16 protein-coding genes are annotated in these 17,412 nt (G+C 70.9%); 4 read left to right on the forward strand and 12 right to left on the reverse strand.

The features are described from left to right. Window positions 1-158: 158 nt before the first annotated feature. On the forward strand, window positions 159-893 hold the full coding sequence (locus LPC04_RS21955; protein ID WP_275684428.1) for a hypothetical protein: 735 nt from the start codon (window positions 159-161) through the stop codon (window positions 891-893). A 6-nt stretch (window positions 894-899) separates the two neighbouring features. Here the strand turns inward: LPC04_RS21955 and LPC04_RS21960 are convergent, their stop codons facing one another. The 12 genes from LPC04_RS21960 to LPC04_RS22015 all read right to left on the reverse strand — a co-directional run bounded on the left by LPC04_RS21960 (window position 900) and on the right by LPC04_RS22015 (window position 14,442). Further along, window positions 900-3,332 (reverse strand): putative bifunctional diguanylate cyclase/phosphodiesterase, encoded by a 2,433-nt coding sequence (locus LPC04_RS21960; protein WP_275684429.1) that lies wholly within the window; start codon window positions 3,330-3,332, stop codon window positions 900-902. Next, window positions 3,329-3,934 (reverse strand): cupredoxin domain-containing protein, encoded by a 606-nt coding sequence (locus LPC04_RS21965; protein WP_275684430.1) that lies wholly within the window; start codon window positions 3,932-3,934, stop codon window positions 3,329-3,331. The genes LPC04_RS21960 and LPC04_RS21965 overlap by 4 nt, the downstream gene beginning before the upstream one ends. A gap of 176 nt (window positions 3,935-4,110) precedes the next feature. Continuing rightward, the gene (locus LPC04_RS21970; RefSeq protein ID WP_275684431.1) at window positions 4,111-5,892 is read right to left on the reverse strand and encodes a GGDEF domain-containing protein; all 1,782 of its coding nucleotides are present in this window, start codon (window positions 5,890-5,892) and stop codon (window positions 4,111-4,113) included. Between the two features lie 16 nt (window positions 5,893-5,908). Continuing rightward, window positions 5,909-6,553, reverse strand: a complete 645-nt coding sequence (locus LPC04_RS21975; RefSeq protein ID WP_275684432.1) for a hypothetical protein — start codon at window positions 6,551-6,553, stop codon at window positions 5,909-5,911. 79 nt (window positions 6,554-6,632) lie between these two features. After that, window positions 6,633-7,331: a two-component system response regulator KdpE gene (gene kdpE, locus LPC04_RS21980; RefSeq protein ID WP_275684433.1), complete on the reverse strand. Its 699-nt coding sequence runs from the start codon at window positions 7,329-7,331 to the stop codon at window positions 6,633-6,635. After that, entirely contained in the window at window positions 7,328-8,905 is a 1,578-nt protein-coding gene (locus LPC04_RS21985) for a DUF4118 domain-containing protein (protein ID WP_275684434.1), read from the reverse strand. Before LPC04_RS21985 ends, kdpE begins: the two co-directional genes overlap by 4 nt. Before the next feature lie 34 nt (window positions 8,906-8,939). Beyond that, window positions 8,940-10,919 (reverse strand): hybrid sensor histidine kinase/response regulator, encoded by a 1,980-nt coding sequence (locus tag LPC04_RS21990; protein ID WP_275684435.1) that lies wholly within the window; start codon window positions 10,917-10,919, stop codon window positions 8,940-8,942. Beyond that, window positions 10,916-11,797 carry a sensor histidine kinase gene (locus LPC04_RS21995; RefSeq protein ID WP_275684436.1) on the reverse strand — a complete coding sequence of 294 codons (882 nt, stop codon included), beginning with the start codon at window positions 11,795-11,797 and terminating at the stop codon, window positions 10,916-10,918. The genes LPC04_RS21990 and LPC04_RS21995 overlap by 4 nt, the downstream gene beginning before the upstream one ends. Window position 11,798: 1 nt before the next feature. Continuing rightward, the gene (locus LPC04_RS22000; RefSeq protein WP_275684437.1) at window positions 11,799-12,812 is read right to left on the reverse strand and encodes an ATP-binding SpoIIE family protein phosphatase; all 1,014 of its coding nucleotides are present in this window, start codon (window positions 12,810-12,812) and stop codon (window positions 11,799-11,801) included. Window positions 12,813-12,815: 3 nt separating this feature from the next. After that, window positions 12,816-13,196, reverse strand: coding sequence for an anti-sigma regulatory factor (locus tag LPC04_RS22005; RefSeq protein WP_275684543.1), 381 nt, complete (start codon window positions 13,194-13,196; stop codon window positions 12,816-12,818). A gap of 16 nt (window positions 13,197-13,212) precedes the next feature. Beyond that, window positions 13,213-13,584, reverse strand: a complete 372-nt coding sequence (locus LPC04_RS22010) for an STAS domain-containing protein (RefSeq protein WP_275684438.1) — start codon at window positions 13,582-13,584, stop codon at window positions 13,213-13,215. A 9-nt stretch (window positions 13,585-13,593) separates the two neighbouring features. After that, complete coding sequence (locus LPC04_RS22015) at window positions 13,594-14,442, reverse strand: STAS domain-containing protein (protein WP_275684439.1); 849 nt, start codon at window positions 14,440-14,442, stop codon at window positions 13,594-13,596. Between the two features lie 328 nt (window positions 14,443-14,770). Between LPC04_RS22015 and rpoH the strand changes: the two genes are divergently transcribed. The 3 genes from rpoH (at window position 14,771) to LPC04_RS22030 (ending at window position 17,412) form a co-directional block, all read left to right on the forward strand. Next, window positions 14,771-15,697, forward strand: a complete 927-nt coding sequence (rpoH, locus tag LPC04_RS22020) for an RNA polymerase sigma factor RpoH (RefSeq protein ID WP_275684440.1) — start codon at window positions 14,771-14,773, stop codon at window positions 15,695-15,697. 141 nt (window positions 15,698-15,838) lie between these two features. After that, entirely contained in the window at window positions 15,839-16,198 is a 360-nt protein-coding gene (locus tag LPC04_RS22025; protein ID WP_275684441.1) for a YciI family protein, read from the forward strand. Further along, window positions 16,165-17,412 carry an RNA polymerase sigma factor gene (locus LPC04_RS22030; protein ID WP_275684442.1) on the forward strand — a complete coding sequence of 416 codons (1,248 nt, stop codon included), beginning with the start codon at window positions 16,165-16,167 and terminating at the stop codon, window positions 17,410-17,412. Before LPC04_RS22025 ends, LPC04_RS22030 begins: the two co-directional genes overlap by 34 nt.

Genomic DNA, 17,412 nt, shown 5'->3' on the forward strand with positions numbered 1-17,412 from the left:
TGGCTGGATGGCCGTCCAGCCCACATGGCCGGCCGAATCGAGACATTCGTCGCGAACGGCGGCCGCCCGTTCGGTGGATGCCCTGTCCTGCCGCGCTCAATGAGATCCGGGCAACGGTCGATATATGAACCATGCCCTTCCAGAAAAGTACCGCGGCCATGGACATGCGTCGCGTCCTGACGTGCGCGCTGCTGGCGTCCGCGGTCTCGTCCGCCGGGGCCGATCCGGCCGCCTACGTCTTCACGCCGTACAACGACGCCGGCAAGTGGCAGCTCGCGTACGGCCTGGGCACCGAGCACGACCGCGACGGCTCGCGCGAGACGCAGCAGACGCTGGCCATCGGCGGCGCGCCCACCGCGCGCTGGTACACCTCGGTCTACGCGGCCTGGGCCGCGGACGACGGCGGCCGCTTCCAGACCGATGAATGGTCGTGGACCAACCACCTGCAGGTGACCACGCCCGGCGCCGGCCCGGTCGACGTCGGCCTGCTGTGCGAACTCTCGCGCCCGCACGACCGCGACGAGGGCCGCCTCGGCGTCAGCTGCGGCCCGACGCTGCAGATGGACACCGACGATCTGCAGGTCAACGTCAATCCGCTGCTGGGCAAGCACATCGGCGCCGAGGAGCCCGAGAAGCTCGCGCTCGGCTACCAGTGGCAGGTCAAGGGCATGGTCGCGCAGGGCGTCGAGCTGGGTGCGCAGGGCTTCGGCTCGTTCGGCACGTGGAACCACTGGTCGCCGGCGTCCGGACAGCAGCACAGCGTCGGCCCCGCGATCTTCCTCAAGACCAACGCGTTCGGCGGCCCGATCCGCGTCGACGCGGCGTGGCTGTTCGGCATCGGCGACGGCTCGCCGCGCAACACGATCCGGCTGCGCCTCGAGCACGAGTTCTGATCGGGGTCAGTGCAGCAGGTGCAGGCTGTCGGTCTCGCCGGCCGCGCGGCGCATGCCCCAGCTCGTCGACCAGGCCGAGAACTCGCCGACCGGCATCGGGCGGCCCATGTGATAGCCCTGCGCCTGGTCGCACTTGAGCTCGCGCAGCAGGTTCCACGCCTCGGCGGTCTCGACGCCCTCGGCGACGACGGTAATGCCCAGGTTGTGCGCCAGGTCGATCGTCGAGCGCACGATCATCTCGTCGTCGCGGTCGCTCTGCATGTTGCGCACGAAGGACTGGTCGATCTTGAGTTCGTCGACGGGCAGGCGCTTGAGGTAGGCCAGCGACGAGTAGCCGGTGCCGAAGTCGTCGATCGACAACTTGAAGCCCATCGCGTTCAGCGCGTCCAGCGTGGCGAGCGCGCGCTGCGGGTCGTCCATGATCGCGCTCTCGGTGATCTCGAGGCAGAACGCCGCGGCCGGCACGCCGTGCCTGACCAGCAGCGCGCCGAACTTCTGCGGCAGGTCCATGTCCAGCAGGTCGCGCGTGGACAGGTTGACCGACAGCCGCAGCTGCAGCCCCTCGTCGGCGAGCGTCTGCCAGTGGCGCGCGGCCTCCTCGAACACCCACATCGTCAGGTGGCGGATGAAGCCGGTCTGCTCGGCGAACGGGATGAACTGGACCGGCGGCACGAGGCCGCGCTGCGGATGCTGCCAACGCACCAGCGCCTCGGCGCCGACGACGGCGCGGTCCTCCAGCGCCAGCTTGGGCTGCAGGTACAGGCGCAGCTCGTTGCGGTCGACGGCCTGGCGCAGCTCGGAGATCAGCGTCAGCGTCTGCGCGCTGGTGGCGTCGATCGACGGGTCGTAGGTCGCGGGGCCGTTGCCGCGCTGCTTGGCGGCATGCATCGCCATCTCGGCGCGCACCAGCAGCGCGTCGGCGGTGTCGGCATGCTGCGGCCAGCACGCCACGCCGATGCTCGCGCCGATGTCGACCTTGTGCTCGCCCAGCGTCAGCGGCTGCTCCAGCGCCTGCTCGATGCGCAGGGCGACGGCGTGCGCCTGTGCCGCATCGGCCCGGCGCAGCAGGACGCCGAACTCGTCGCCGCTCAGGCGCGCGACGACGTCGCCGTCGCGCGCAAGCGCGCGGCCGAGGCGTTCGGCGACCGACACCAGCACCTGGTCGCCGACGCCGTAGCCCAGCACGTCGTTGACGTGCTTGAAGCGCGTCAGGTCCAGCATCAGCACGGCCACCGACGTCTCGATGCCGTGTGCCAGCAGCGCGTCGCCCGCATCGCGGATCGCCGTGCCCGCCAGCTCGCGGAAGCGCGCGCGGTTGGGCAGCGCGGTGAGCCCGTCCCAGTAGGCCAGCCGCAGGATCTGCGCCTGGTTCTCGGCGATGCTCACGCGCATGCGCTCGAACGAGTGCGACAGCGCGCCGATCTCGTCCTCGCGGTTGAGCCCGCGCATCGGCGTCGCGTAGTCGCCGGCGCCCAGGCGCTCGGCGGCGTCGGCGAGGCCGCGCAGCGGCGTGGTCACGCGGCGCGCGGTCAGCACGCTGCCGATCGCGAAGACGCCGATGGCCGTCAGCGTGATGAGGATCAGCCGCCATTGCAGGTCGGCCGGCAGCCGCACGGCGTCGCCCACCGACAGCGAGATCAGCGCGAGCACGCCCGCGGACAGGCTGTGGTCGGCGCTGAGCGGCACGGCGTGCACGCCGAGCTCGTCGCCCTGGGTCGGCACCGAAACCATCGTGTCGCCCGGCGCGCCGGCACCCCACGCGCTCTCGGCGAGATCGATGGCGCTGGACTTCGTCAACGCCGTCATGCTGACCGCCCAGGGCTCGCGCCCGGTGGCGCGCGACAGCAGCGTCAGGTCGAGGCCGGACAGGCGCTTCATGTCGGTCTTGAGCGCGTCGTCCAGCGGGAACGCGATCAGGATCCAGCCGATCAGGCGCGGCGCCTTCACCGGCACCAGCACGGCCTGGTAGGGCTGGCCGCCGACCAGCATGATCTCGCTGGCCGAGCTGGCCGGGTTCTGCGACTTGAGGTGCGCGGCGACCGGCGCGATGTCGGTGCCGCTGCGGGCGGACGCGCGGTGCAGCACCGTGCCGTCAAGCCCCAGGTAGCCGACCTCCGTCGCACCGACGCGGCGGCGCAGGTTGTCCAGCGCCGAGACGATGGTGTTCTCGTCGCCCTCGAACAGCGTCGTGCGGAAGCCGAAGTCGGCGGCCGTCACCTCGGCCACGTCGGACACCGCGTGCACCCGGCGCTCGAGCAGCGTCTGCAGCAGCTGTTCGCCCTCGACCAGGCGAGCCGGCAGCTCGCTGTGCGCGTGGCGCGACAGACTGATGCGCAGCGAGGCGAAGCTGACGAGCTGCACCGCCAGCAGCAGCGCCAGGAACAGCCCGATGATGCGGGCGCCGAGGGATTTCCGCCAGGAGCGGTCCTGCGCGTTCACTTGATCAATCCACCCGTGCCCAGCCTGATGCGCTGCTCGACGTCGCCGGCCGCCACGGTCAGCGGCAGCAGCTGCGGCGGCGTCGTCTCGGCCAGCGAGGAATGCCACACGTGCATCTGGTAGTTGCCGGGCGGCACGTCGAGCACCCTGGCGGCGCCGGAGGCCGCGCTGCGGGCCCACAGCGGCGTGTCGGTGACGACGACCCACGCGATCATGCCGTCGTGGATGTTGCAGCCGAGCACGGCGACGCCAGGCTTGTCGAACACGATCGGCGTGTGCGGCACGCCGGCATAGAGCTTGATCTGGAAGGTCTTGGCCGCGGAGTAGGAATAGACGTGGTGCTTGACGGTGTCCTGGTTCGGGAACAGCACGGGCGTGCCCACGGTCACGACCGTCACGGCCGGGTGGAACTCGAGATCCTTCTGGGCGATCTGGGCCCCGGCCATCGGCTTGACCGGCAGCGGCGCGCCCACCGGCTCCAGCATCACCACCGCATCGGCGAGCGCGTGGCCGGCCGGATCCGTCACGACGATGCTCACGCCGGCGGCCTGCGCGACAGCGGCGGACGACAGGGCAACGATCAACGCGAGACGGGCGAACATTGGCAGCGGTTCCAGGGTTGCGCACGCCGGCCGCGTCCGGGCGACGCGAGGCGGAGTCGTGCTGCCAGGGTATCGGCAGAAGCGGTCGCGCGCTGAAGCGCCTGGTGACGCGTGGACACCCGCGCGCGAAATCCGTCACGCCGCGCGGCGGTCCGTGTCGCCCCGGTGCCGGCGGATCAGGCCAGCTCGAGCGCGGAAATCCGGCGCCGGCCGGCGTCCTTGGACGCGTAGAGCGCCTGGTCGGCGCGGCGGAACACCAGGTCGAGATCCATGCGCGGATCGGCCATGAACGTGACGATCCCGGCCGAGAAGCCCACGCGCGTGAGCTCGTGCTCGCCGCTCCTGAACACGCGCGCGCCCAGCCGTTCCTGCAGCTCCTCGACGCGCTCGTGCGCGGCGATGTCGTCGGTGTCGGCCATCACGACGCAGAACTCCTCGCCGCCGTAGCGGCAGCACAGGTCGTGCGCGCGGAAGGCGTCGCGCACCAGGTCGGCGAAGCCCTCGAGCACGAGGTCGCCCATCTGGTGGCCGTAGGCGTCGTTGACCTTCTTGAAGTGGTCGAGGTCGATCAGGATCACGACGATGCGGTCGCCGCGGCGCGAGGCCATCGACACCAACCCCGGCAGCGCCTCGCCGAGATAGCGCCGGTTGTAGAGGCCGGTCAACGCATCGCGGTTGGCGAGCTCGCGCAGCGATTCCTGCAGCCGCTCGACCTCGCGCAGCCGCTGCTCCAGCAGCTGGTTCTTCTGCGCGATGGCCGCCTCGGCATTCTCGGCGAGGGTGCGCTCGCGGCGCGCGTGCTCGATCTCCATGCGCGCCAGGTGCGTCTGGTGGTCGACGTGCAGGTCGATGTGGCGCACCTCGGCCGACTTCTTGGCGAGGTCGTTGCGCATCGACACGACCTGGCACTGCAGCTCGTAGGCGCGCTGGTAGTTGCCGACCTGCGCCTGCAGCCGCGCCGTCAGGTCGAGGCAGGCCTGCACGCCCAGCTTGTGCGTGTTGCGCGGGATCTGGCGGCAGCCGGCCTCGCCGACCTGCGCCGCCGACGGGATGTCGCCCTGCTCGGCCAGCAGCAGCGCGCGCACGTAGGCCACGTGCACCAGCACGCCGGGCTCGGAGCCGGCGTCGGCGTGGGCGGCGGCGTCCTCCAGCAGCGCCGCGGCGCCGGCGGCGTCGCCCAGCTTCAGCCGGGCCTCCGCCGCGACCAGCAGCGCGCCGGCGAGGAACAGCGGCGAGGCGAGCTCCGCGCGCGCGTCGAGCGCCGCCTGCAGCACGGCGTCGGCGCGCCGGACCTCGTTCTTGGCCAGCAGGCACTGCGCCCAGGCGCGCGCCGCGCCGAGCTTGCGCGGCGTCAGCGGCAGCGGCTGGTAGAGGCGCCAGGCCTCCTGCAGGTAGGTGGAGGCGAGGTCGACGTTGCCCACCAGCAGGTGGCTGTGGCCGATGTTCATCTGCACGTTGGCGATCAGCCCCGCCGGCGCGTCGGCGCTCGCGACCAGCCGGTTCAGCGCGCGGTAGGTGCGCTCGGGCTCCTGCGCCCAGCCCAGCATGTAGCCGCGGAAATGGCCGGCCATCAGCTCCATCCAGCTCAGCTCGATCGGGTCGAGATGGGCCTCGGCCTCCTCGCGGATCGCCTCGACGTCGCCCATGCCGTCGTCCGGATTCGTGCGCAGCGTCGCGAGGAACACCTCCAGCAGGTCGACCAGCAGCGACTCCACGCGCCAGCCGTGCGCACGCGCCTCGGCCGTGGCCGCGAGCATCGGCGAGCCGAGCGCCTCGCGGTCGCCGAAGCGCGCCTGGTGGTGCATCCTGACGATGCGCAGCCGCAGCTGCGTGCGCTCCAGGCCGCCGGCGCTCGCGCGCGCCCAGGCCTCGTCCCAGAGGCGCATCGCGCGATCGGGCTCGTCGGGCAACAGGCGCAGCGCGGTCAGCGCCAGGTGGTCGATTTCGGCGGCGGACATGGCGGGCAGCGCGGGTTCAATGATCCTTCGCGCGGCCCAGGAACAGCACCGGCACGATGACCGGCGCGAGCGGCGCCCAGTAGATCAGCTGCACGCCGTCGGCGGCCATGCGGATCGGCGTGGCCGCCTCGTCGACGGCGTTGTCGGCGGTGCTGGCATCGATCGTGATGTCGATGGTGGTGGGCTTGTTCAGCTTGTCATGCGGGCCGCGCAGCGCGTAGGTCCAGCCCGTGAAGCGCTGGCCCTTGAGGATGCCGCCGGCGGCCATCACGCCGTCCGGCCCGGCAACGAGGCCGACCTCGCTCGCCTGCGCCCGGGCCGCGGGCGAGGCGTCCGGGACCAGCGTCAGCAGCCAGTCGCCGGTGACGATGCCGCGCTGGTCGATGTGGAAGGTGGTGAACGTGGCTGTCAGCTGCGGATGCACCGGCGAGCGCAACGCCTTCACCAGCACCTCGGGCGCGGTGAAGATGTAGTGGTGGCCGCTGCCGATCGCGGCGATGCGCTTGTCGTCGCCCGACACCAGCACCGACGAGATCGTCTCGGTGTAGTGCTGTTCCCGAGCGGGCGCCGGTGCCGATTCGCGGGCGGGGCTCGCGCAACCGGACAGCACGAAGGCCGCGCCGGCCATCGCCGCGAGGGCGAGACGTCGAACTGCAATCACCTTGGACACTCCCTGACCGGCGCCGCGCCGGAACCCGCAATTATCGGTGCACCGATGAGCTGTCTCTAGGGGGAATGACTCAGGGAACGAACCTATAGCCGACACCGAGCTCGGTGATCAGGTGCTGCGGCTGCGACGGGTCGGCCTCCAGCTTCGCGCGCAGGTGGCCCATGTAGATGCGCACGTAGTGCGTGTCCTGTGAATGGGACGGCCCCCATACGGCGCGAAGGAGTTGCGGGTGAGTGAGCACTCGGTTCGGATGCGAGGCCAGGTGCGTCAGCAGGCGGTATTCGATGGGCGTCAGGTGCAGCGCGGCGCCGGCGCGTTCCACCGTGCGGTGCGCCAGGTCGATGCGCACGTCGCCGAACTCCAGCACGCTGGCGGCCTCGGCGCTCGCGCGCGGGTGCCGGCGCAGCTGGGCGCGCACGCGGGCGAGCAGCTCGCCGGTGCCGAAGGGCTTGACGAGGTAGTCGTCGGCGCCGGCATCGAGCGCGGCGATCTTGTCGGCCTCCATCGTGCGCGCCGACAGCACGATGATCGGGATCTCCGACCACGCGCGCAGCCCGCGGATGAAGTCGATGCCGTCGCCGTCCGGCAGCCCGAGATCGAGCACCACGAGGTCCGGCCGCCGCGTGCCGGCCTCGATCAGCCCGCGCTGCACGCCGTCGGCCTCGGCGACCTCCAGCGACTCGGCCTGCAGCGACAGCCGGATGAAGCGGCGGATCTCGGCCTCGTCCTCGACGACCAGCACCCGGCCCGGGGTCTCGCTCGCGCTCATTGCTTCACGTCCATGCCGGCATTGTCGACGTCGTCGGCCGGCTCGTCGATGCGCGGGGGCTCTCCGCGCGGCAACGTGAAGGCGAAGCGCGCGCCGCCCTCCGGCCGCGTCTCGCCCCTGATCGTGCCGCCATGCGCGGCGACGATGGCGCGGCAGATCGCCAGCCCCAGCCCGACGCCCGGGGTCGCGCTCTCGCGGCGGCCGCGCTCGAACTTCTCGAACATCAAGGCCTCGCGGCCGGGCGGCAGGCCCGGGCCCTCGTCGGCCACCCACACCTGCACCACGTCACCCGCTGTCGCCGCGCCCACGCTGACCGCGCTGCCGGCGGGCGTGTACTTGGCGGCGTTCTCCAGCAGGTTGGCCAGCACGCGCTCGATCAGCACGGCGTCGAAACGCAGCAGCGGCAGCCCGGGCGGCAGCGCGACGCGGATCGGATGGCGGCCGGCGAACAGCGCGCCGAGGCTGCGCAGCGCGCTGCCGACCACCTCCTCGAGCGGCTGCCACTGCAGGTTCAGCGCGATGCGGCCCGACTCGAGGCGGGCCATGTCCAGCAGGTTGCTGACCAGCGCGTTCATGCGCACGGCGGCCTCGCGCAGCGACTGCGCGATCTCGGCCTGCGCCGGCGCGAGCGCGGGCGGCGTGAGCTGCAGCGAATCGGCCATGCCGGCGAGCGCCGCCAGCGGCGTGCGCAGGTCGTGCGAGATCGCGCCCAGCAGCGCGTTGCGCAGCCGCTCGGTCTCCACCTGCACCGTCGTGTGCTGCGCGACGTCGACATAGTGGATGCGCTCCAGCGCGATCGCCAGCAGCGAGGCGAAGGTGTCGAGCAGCCGGCGCTGCTCCGGCAGTTCCAGCCGCCGCGGATCGCGCAGGGCCAGCGCGACGACGCCGCGCACGCGCATGGGCGCCTTGAGCGGCACGTAGCGCATCGCGCTGGCGGGCGCGGTCGCGGTGCCCTGCCCCGCGGCCTCGGCGTGGGCGAGCGTCCAGTGCGCGAGCCCGGCATCGACGCCGCTCGCCTCGGGCACGACGAGGCCGTCGTTGCCATCGAGCAGCAGGAAGACCGCGCGCGCCTCGAACTCGGCCTGCAGCATGCGCGTGCCGATCTCGACGATCTGCCCCGGCATCAGCGCGGCGGCGAGATCGCGCGACAGCTCGTACAGCGCCCGCACGCGACCCTCGCGCAGCGTGGCCACGCGGGCCTGCGCGGTGAGGCCGGCCGTCAGCTGGCCGACCACCAGCGCCACGATCAGCATCACCACGAAGGTGACGAGATACTGCACGTCCGCCACCACGAACGTGAAGCGCGGCGCGACGTCGAAGAAGTCGAACGCGGCGACGCTGACGAAGGCCGCGAGCACCGCCGGGCCGCGGCCGTAGCGCAGTGCCGAGAACACCACCGCCAGCAGAAGCAGCATGACGACGCTGGACGGCTCCAGAACGTGCAGCAGCGGCGCGGTGCCGAGGACGACGGCCGCGCACACCGCGACGCTTTTCGCATACGCCCGCCAGTCGCGCGCGCGACCCGCGTCGTCGCCCGCGAGCAGGTCGTCGGGATCGGGGTGGCGGTCGTTCATGGACGCCACTGTATCGGGCGCCAGGCCGCCTGGCTCAGTGGCGCAGGTCGAGCAGCGAGCGGATCTGCTGCAACAGGTTCAGCGGCCGCAGCGGCTTGCCGCAATGCAGGTCGAAGCCCGCGGCCAGCGCCTGGTCGCGATCCTGCGTGCGTGTGAACGAGGTCAGCGCGATCGCCGGCAGGCGCGGGCGCCGAGTCGGCTGCGTGGCCTCCTGGTGGCGGACTTCGCGGATCAGGTCGTAGCCGTCCTGGCCGGCCATGCCGATGTCGCTGATCAGCGCGTCGAAGGCGCGCGCCGACAGCAGTTGCAGCGCCGACGACACGTCGTGGGCCATGTGCACGACGGCACCCCGGTCGCTCAGAATGATGCGCAGCATCGCGCTCGCCTCGGGATCGTCGTCGACCACCAGCAGCTGCACGCCGTCGAGCGACGCCGGCGACATGTCGAGCGCCTCGCTGCCGTGGCTGGAATCGGGGTAGTCGGGATTGTCGGCGTGCACGGGATCGGCCGGCAGCCAGACCTCGAAGGTCGCGCCGCGCCCGACCCCGGCGCTCGCCGCCGACACCGTGCCGCCGTGCGCCTCCACCAGCTGCTTGACGATGGACAGCCCCAGCCCGAGCCCGCCGCGCTGGCGGTTGCTCGCGGCGTCGCTCTGCGCGAAGCGGTCGAACACGAAGGGCAGGAACTCGGGCGCGATGCCCTGGCCCTCGTCGGCCACGCGGATGCGCAGGCCACGCTCGTCCTGTTCGAGCGCGACGACGATGCGGCCGCCCGGCGGCGAGAACTTGATCGCGTTGCTCAGCAGGTTCCAGATCACCTGCTGCAGCCGCGACGCGTCGACGCGGATCGGCCGGTACGGCGGGCTCGCCTGCACGTCGATGACCGGGCCGCCGCCGTCGGCCGGCCGCATCGCGTTGACCGAGGCGACGATCTCGTCGACCGGATCGATCGTCACGAAGGTCAGCGGCAGCTTGCCGAGGTTCAGGCGCGACATGTCCAGCAGGTCGGAGATCATGCGCGCCTGCGTCGTGCCGTTGCGCTCGATGGCGGCCAGCCCGCGCATCGTCTCGGCGGAGCCGCCGCGCTGGCGCAGCACGTGGGTCCAGCTCATGATCGCGTTCAGCGGCGTGCGCAGCTCGTGCGAGAGCACCGCGATGAAGTCGTCCTTCATGCGGCTCACCTGCTCGGCCTCGCTGCGCGCGATGCGCTCGCGATCGAGCAGCTGCTGGCGCTGGTGCTCGAGCGCGACGCGCTGCGAGACATCGGTGGCGATGGCCATCGTCACGCCCGGCTCGATGTGCGGCGAGAAGCTCCACTCGACGTAGATCAGCGAGCCGTCGGGCCGCTGCATCGGCAGCTCGAGCGAGCTCGAGGGCGCGTCCGCGGCCACCGAGGAACTGACGATCTTGTGCGCCCATTCGCGCGGCGCGAATTCGCTCAGCGCATGGCCGATCACCTCGCCATCGCCGCGCGCCATCATCTTCAGCATCGCCGGATTGGCGTCGACCAGGCGGCCCTGGTCGTCGAGCAGCGCGATGCCGGCCTGCGCCTGCGCGTAGATCGCGCGGAACTTGGACTCGCTGCGCCGCATCGCCTCCTCGGCCACGCGCGTGCGCACCAGCGCCTGCACGGTGGCCACGAGCACGGCGGGCTCGACCGGGCGCGTGAGATAGGCATCGGCGCCGGAATCGAGGCCGCGCACCTTGTCCTCGTCGGTGACGTAGGCCGCGGTCAGGTGCAGCACGGGCAGGCGCGCGGTGCCGGGGCGCGAGCGCAGCATCGCGCACAGGTCGAAGCCGTCGATGTCGGGCAGGTGGACGTCCAGCACGACGGCGGAGATCGAATTGTCGGCGGCGGCCAGGCCATCGGCGCCGGTGGCCGCCTCGCGCGTGCGGAAGCCCGCGCTGCGCAGCTGGCGCGCCGTCGCATAGCGCGTGGCCGGGTTGTCGTCGATGATCAGCAGCTCGTGCTCGGATCGATCGATCGGCCGGAATTCGGGCTTCGCGTCAGTCATTCGCCAGGCGTTTCCTCGAGGGCGGCGTCGCTTGCGGACGGCAGGTGCAGCGGAATGGTGACGAAGAAGGTCGAGCCGCTGCCCAGTTCGCTGGTCAATCCTACCTTGCCGCCCAGCAGTTCGGCGAGCTGGCGGCTCAACGACAGACCGAGCCCGGTGCCGCGCAGCCGCTTCTGGATCGGCGAGTCGACCTGCGTGAAGTCGCGGAACATCGCCGCGTGGAACTTCGGGTCGATGCCGATGCCGTTGTCGGCGACGGCGAACGTGATCGTCTCGTCGCTGTTCTGCGTCGCGGACACGCGCACCTCGCCCTTGACGGTGAACTTCAGCGCGTTGGAGATGAAGTTGCGCAGGATCTGCGACAGCATCTTGTTGTCGGTGTAGAGCCGCGACGAGCGCTGCGGCTCCTCGAAGACCAGCGACACGTCGGGATTGGTCAGCACCGGCCGGAACATGCCGCGCAGCGCGGAGAACAGGTCCACCATCTCGAACCACGCCGGCGAGATGTCGACGCGGCCGGCCTCCACCTTGGCGAGGTCGAGCAGGTCGTTGACCATCTCGGCGAACTCCTCGGCCGTCGACTCGATGAAGCGCACCTGCTTTTCCTGCTCGGGCGTCAGCGGGCCGTCGACGCGATCCAGCAGCAGCCGGGCCAGGCTGCGCAGCGCCGAGATCGGGGTGCGGAACTCATGGCTCATGTAGGCCAGGAAGCGGCTCTTCAGGTCGGTGGCGCGCTGCAGTTGCTGCGCCTGGGTGTCGAGCTCGGCATACAGCGCGACGACGCCCCGGTTGGTCTCGTCGAGCTCGATCTGCATCGCCTCGATCTGCTCGGTCAGCTCGGCGATGCGGGCGTTCGCTGCGGATTCGTCTTGCGCCATCTCAGCCTCGTTTCAGGACGACGATGGTGACATCGTCATGGCCGCGCGTGAAGTCGCGCAGCAGCCAGCCGGCGATGACGGCCGGGTCGCATTGCAGCAGGCCGCCCACGTCCTTCAGAGTCCAGCGCGTGATCAGCCCGTCGGAGTGCAGCACGACGATCGAATGGTCCGGCCAGGAATAGCTGACGTCCTGCAGCTTGCGGATCGCCAGGCCCAGCGTGCCGTGCTGCGACATCAGAGAGCGATCCTCGATGCCCGAGATCATGCGGCCGCTGATGTTGCCGGCCCCCGCGTAGACGACGGTGCCGGCGTTGGCATCGAGCTCGACGATGGAGACCGCCGCGCCCCGCGTCGAACGCAGCGCCGGATGCGCGCGCTCGAGCACGGTGGCCGGCGAGCCGCGCAGCGTGCCGAAGGCCTTCAGCGCCTCGGCCGCCGCCTCGGCCGCGACCGGTCCGTGGCCCAGGCCGTCGGCGACGATCACCGTCGCCTTGCCGTCGCCGTCGATGCGGACGTCCCAGGCATCGCCGCTGATCACCTCGCCGGGCGCGGCCAGGCAGATCCCCGCGTGCGCGAAACGCGCGCGAAAAGATGGCGAAGCCGGCGTGCCGGGCGATGGCACCCAGGTGCGCGAGAGGATGGCGGTGCCCTTGCCCGGGCTCGAGAACACCGAGAAGTCGGTCGACAGCCGCTGAACCGCGCCGAGGCCGGTGCCGGGCGTGCCGCCGCTCGAGTAGCCGTCGCGCAGGCAGCGCGCGACGTCGGCCATGCCCGGGCCGCTGTCGATGGCGATCACCTCCAGCTGGCAGCCCTCGTCGCTCCTGCGGCAGCCGATCAGCAGGCGGCCCTTCTGCGCGTGGCGCCAGAGGTTGTTGCCGAGCTCGGTGACGACGATCGCGACGCGGCCGCGCACGGTCTCGTCGAGGTCATGGTCGGTGGCGAGCCGGTTCGCCGCGCGGCGCGCCTCTCCGACCTGCGACTGCTCGGAGACCGGGACGTCGATGTGCGGGATCACGCGCTACTTCCAGCGCGTGACGGTGACGCAGGTGCCCTCGCCGACGACCGTGCGGATCTCGAACTCGTTGACGAGCCGCTTGCTGCCCGACAGGCCCACGCCCATGCCGGAGCCCGAGGTCCAGCCGTCGGTCAGCGCGAGGTCGACGTCGGGGATGCCGGGGCCCTTGTCCTCGAACCACAGCCGGAGGCCGGTCTTGATGCCTTGCGAGACGATCTCCCAGCGCATCTCGCCGCCGCCGCCATAGACGACGGTGTTGCGCGAGAGCTCGCTGGCCGCGGTGATCATCTTGGTCTGGTCGACCAGCGTCAGCTTGATCTGCTGCGTCAGCTTGCGCACCATCTGGCGGCTCATGACGATGTCGCGCTCGCCGAGCAGCGGCATCGAACCGGTGGTGGGTTCAGTCGTCAATTTGGTTCCGATCGTCCGCGGCCAGCAGGGCCATGCCGCGTTCGACGTTGAGGGCGGTGCGCACGCCTTCGAGCGACAGCCCGAGTTCCACGAGCGTGATGGCCACGGCAGGCTGCATGCCCACCACCACCGTCGTGGCGTCGAGCACGCTGGCGATGCCCGAGATGCCGGCCAGCATGCGGCCGACGAACGAGTCGACGATCTCGAGCGCCGAGATGTCGATCAGCACGCCGTGGGCGCCCGTCTTCTCGATCTGGGCGGAGAGGTCGTCCTGCAGCGCGAGCGCCACCTGGTCCTGCAGGTCGACCTGGATGGTCACCAGCAGCACCTTGCCCATCTTGAGGATAGGAATGCGTTCCATGGCGCGGGCTCAGGCCTTGTTGCGCGAGATCGTCCAGCCCGCCTTCTTCATCGCCAGCGACAACGCATCGGCCAGGGACGCCTTGGTGGTGATGCCCTGCAGGTCGATGCCCAGGTGCACGATGGTCTGCGCGATCTGCGGGCGGATGCCGCTGATGATGCAGTCGGCGCCCATCAGGCGGATCGCCGTGACAGTCTTGAGCAAATGCTGCGCCACCAGCGTGTCGACGGTCGGCACGCCGGTGATGTCGATGATCGCGAGCTCGGAGCCGGTCTCGACGATGCGCGTCAGCAGCGACTCCATCACCAGCTGCGTGCGGCTCGAATCCAGCGTGCCGATCATCGGCACCGCCAGCACGCCTTCCCACAGCTTGACGACCGGCGTCGACAGCTCGAGCAGCTCCTGCTGCTGGCGATTGATGACTTCCTCGCGCGTGCGCTGGTAGGTGGTCACCGTGAACTGGGCCAGCTTGTCGACCAGCGTCGAGGCCGTCCAGGCGGCGTCGAACGCGACCTTGGGATCGCCGGCCAGCAGCTTCTGCAGGCCCGTGAACAGCGGCTTCTTGATGGCCATGACGAACTGGCTGGTATCGCCCGCCGACGCGCCCTGGGCGGCGCGCGACTGCGACAACGCGGCCAGCACCGAGCGCGTGCGGGCCCAGGCGGGGCCATCGGCCTGCGTCAGGTCGGCGTCCGACGTGACGGCGTCCTGCAGCGCGCCCAGCAGCTCGCGGGCGTCGTGCTGCGCGGTCGACGAACTGGCGCCGCCGCTGCCGGACACTTCGTCCAGCCAGGATTTCAGGAACTCGTCGGGCGCTGCCCGCAGCACCTGGTCGAAAGCCGTGTTCTCTTGTTTCATGCGGTAACCCCTTGAAGGTGGAGCAGCGTAACTCAACATGAGGATCGAGTCGCGTAGGACAGGGTAGCGACCGGCGGCTGAACAGTCGTCTGGCGGGCAACCCATCCTTGTATCAGAGTCCAGGTGCGCGCTTTGCCCGAGCAAGTCGAAATATTTTCATAGCGAGCGATACGCAACAACAACGAATGTGAGCGTTCGCTACCCTGAAAAGGCCTACCTCATGGACGATCTTGGGATCCACGCACTCGACGGAGGGGATCAGCACTCCCTTGACGAGAGTGCTAATATTCGCGGAACCGAACGATCGAATCCCGATCAGACTGAGCACATGACCACTACCGCAACCAACGCACTGTCCGTCCGTGATCCGTGGAGTCTGGTTCCCCCGCTGGGCAACCTCGACGCCTACATCTCGTCCATCAACCGCCTGCCCCTGCTCACGCAGGAGGAAGAGACGCGCCTGGCGACCCAGCTGCGCGAGCATGACGACCTGAAGGCCGCCAGCGCGCTCGTGATGTCGCACCTGCGTCTCGTCGTGTCCGTCTCCCGCAATTATCTTGGCTACGGCCTGCCGCACGGCGACCTGATCCAGGAAGGCAACATCGGCCTGATGAAGGCCGTCAAGCGCTTCGACCCGACCCAGGGCGTGCGTCTCGTCAGCTACGCGATGCACTGGATCAAGGCCGAGATCCACGAGTACATCCTGAAGAACTGGCGCATGGTCAAGGTCGCGACGACCAAGTCCCAGCGCAAGCTGTTCTTCAACCTGCGCTCGATGAAGTCCAGGCTCAAGGAAGAAGCCGCCGACACCGACGTCCACCGCAACACGCTGACCCGCGACCAGGTCGAGCGCGTCGCGCGCGACCTCAACGTCAAGCCGGAAGAAGTCCTCGAGATGGAGACGCGCATGTCCGGCGGCGACGTCGCGATGGAGTCCCAGAACGACGACGGCGAGGAAGCCTACGCGCCGATCGCCTACCTGGCCGACGACCGCGACGAGCCCACCCGCGTCATCGAGAACGCCGCGCACGACCGCCTGGCCGGCGTCGGCATCGGCGAGGCGCTGGAGACGCTCGATCCGCGCAGCCGCCGCATCGTCGAGGAGCGCTACCTGAAGGTCAACGACGACTCGTCCGGCGGCATGACGCTGCACGAGCTGGCGGCCGAATACGGCGTCAGCGCCGAGCGCATCCGCCAGATCGAGGTCGCCGCGCTGAAGAAGATGCGCAAGACCCTGGAACCGCAGCGCGTGTAAACGCCCTGCCTCCTCAAGAAGCGGACGCCTCGGCGTCCGTTTTTTTTGGCGCCGCTGTCCGTTCGCGGCGCGCTCGCGCATCTATGCTCAGGTGCGGCGCGGTGCTGCACCCTGAGCGCCGCGATGGCGCAGGAGACCTTCATGGAATTCGTCCTCACCTTCCACCAGCCCGCCGAAGTCTTCGAGGTCAACGACGACCCCGTGCGCGGCGTCGCCCCGATGCAGGCCTGGAAGCTCTACATGGAAGCGATGGCCGCGGCCGGCGTGCTGCGCGGCGCGAAACGGCTGGAGCACGACGGCGGCACCGCGGTCAGCGTGCGCAACGGCAAGCGCCACGTGCAGGACGGCCCGTTCGCCGACACCAAGGAGCTGCTGGGCGGCTATGCGCTGATCGAGGTCGACTCGCTCGACGAGGCGCTCAAGTGGGCCGAGCGCTGCCCTGGCTCGGCCGTGGGCACGACCTTCGCGTGGCCCGTGCGCCCGATGCCCGAGCCGAAGTGATCGACGCCGCGGCGGCAGCCGAGACCGCCGCGCGGCGCAGCTACGGCCGGCTGCTCGCGTGGCTGGCCTGGCAATGGCGCGACGTCGCGGCCGCCGAGGACGCGCTGGCCGAGGCCTTCGCCAGCGCGCTGGCCCGCTGGCCGCGCGACGGCGTGCCGGCGTCGCCCGAAGCCTGGCTGCTGACCGCCGCGCGCCGCCAGCTGCTGGTCGCCGCGCGCCGACAGCGCCTGGCCGACGACCCGACGCTGACGGTGCTGTGGCCGGACGAGCACGCCCCCGCGCCCGAGGCGACCGCGCTGCCCGACACGCGGCTGCGCCTGATGTTCGTCTGCGCCCACCCGGCGATCGACGCCGGCGTGCACAGCGCGCTGATGCTGCAGACCGTGCTGGGCCTGGACGCCGCCCGCATCGCCAGCGCCTTCCTCGTCAAGCCGGAGGCGATGACCAAGCGCCTGGTGCGCGCCAAGTCCAGGATCCGCGCCACCGGCCTGCGCTTCGAGGAGCCCGAGCCGCGCGAGCTGCCGGAGCGCCTCGCGTCCGTGCTGGAGGCGATCTACGGCGCCTACACGCTGCACTGGGGCCAGGTCGACGATGCCGTGGCGGGCGAGCTCGCCGCCGAGGCGATGTTCCTCGCCGAACTCGTCGCGGCCCACCTGCCCGACGAGCCCGAGGCGCTGGGGCTGCTCGCGCTGCTGTCGCTGTGCGAGGCACGGCGTCCGGCGCGCAGCGAGGTCTTCCAGCCGCTGCACGAACAGGACGCGCGGCGCTGGGACGCCGCGCTCATCGCCCGCGCCAACGACGCCTTGCTGCGCGCGGCGTCCCATCGCTCGACGGGCCCGTACCAGCTCGAGGCCGCGATCCAGGCGGCGCACGTGCACGGCCGAATCGAGGGCGAGGTGCCGTGGGAAGGCATCGCCGGACTCTACGAACAGCTGCTGGCCATCGCGCCGACGGTCGGCGCGCGCATCGCGCACGCGGTCGCGGTCGCGCACGCGCGTGACGCGCGCGCGGGGCTGCGGCTGCTCGACGACATCGAGGCAGAACGCGTCGCGTCGCACCAGCCTTGGTGGGCGGCGCGGGCGCACCTGCTGGCGATGGACGGGGCGCACGCCGATGCGGCGGCGGCCTACGGGCGCGCGCTGGCCTTGACCGTCGAGCCGCGCCTGCGCGACTGGCTCGCTGCGCGCCTGGCCGAACAGTCGGCCGCGCGCTGA

It is taken from the genome of Scleromatobacter humisilvae (genome assembly GCF_023231945.1).
GTDB lineage: Bacteria > Pseudomonadota > Gammaproteobacteria > Burkholderiales > Burkholderiaceae_C > Scleromatobacter > Scleromatobacter humisilvae.

Bases quoted from the DNA above. Each gene is read 5' to 3' on its own strand.
- LPC04_RS21965 (WP_275684430.1), bottom strand. From the start codon at position 3,934: ATGTTCGCCCGTCTCGCGTTGATCGTTGCCCTGTCGTCCGCCGCTGTC.
- LPC04_RS22015 (WP_275684439.1), bottom strand. From the start codon at position 14,442: ATGAAACAAGAGAACACGGCTTTCGACCAGGTGCTGCGGGCAGCGCCC.
- LPC04_RS22010 (WP_275684438.1), bottom strand. From the start codon at position 13,584: ATGGAACGCATTCCTATCCTCAAGATGGGCAAGGTGCTGCTGGTGACC.
- rpoH (WP_275684440.1), top strand. From the start codon at position 14,771: ATGACCACTACCGCAACCAACGCACTGTCCGTCCGTGATCCGTGGAGT.
- LPC04_RS21970 (WP_275684431.1), bottom strand. From the start codon at position 5,892: ATGTCCGCCGCCGAAATCGACCACCTGGCGCTGACCGCGCTGCGCCTG.
- LPC04_RS21955 (WP_275684428.1), top strand. From the start codon at position 159: ATGGACATGCGTCGCGTCCTGACGTGCGCGCTGCTGGCGTCCGCGGTC.
- LPC04_RS21985 (WP_275684434.1), bottom strand. From the start codon at position 8,905: ATGAACGACCGCCACCCCGATCCCGACGACCTGCTCGCGGGCGACGAC.
- LPC04_RS22025 (WP_275684441.1), top strand. From the start codon at position 15,839: ATGGAATTCGTCCTCACCTTCCACCAGCCCGCCGAAGTCTTCGAGGTC.
- kdpE (WP_275684433.1), bottom strand. From the start codon at position 7,331: ATGAGCGCGAGCGAGACCCCGGGCCGGGTGCTGGTCGTCGAGGACGAG.
- LPC04_RS21995 (WP_275684436.1), bottom strand. From the start codon at position 11,797: ATGGCGCAAGACGAATCCGCAGCGAACGCCCGCATCGCCGAGCTGACC.
- LPC04_RS22005 (WP_275684543.1), bottom strand. From the start codon at position 13,196: ATGCCGCTGCTCGGCGAGCGCGACATCGTCATGAGCCGCCAGATGGTG.
- LPC04_RS21990 (WP_275684435.1), bottom strand. From the start codon at position 10,919: ATGACTGACGCGAAGCCCGAATTCCGGCCGATCGATCGATCCGAGCAC.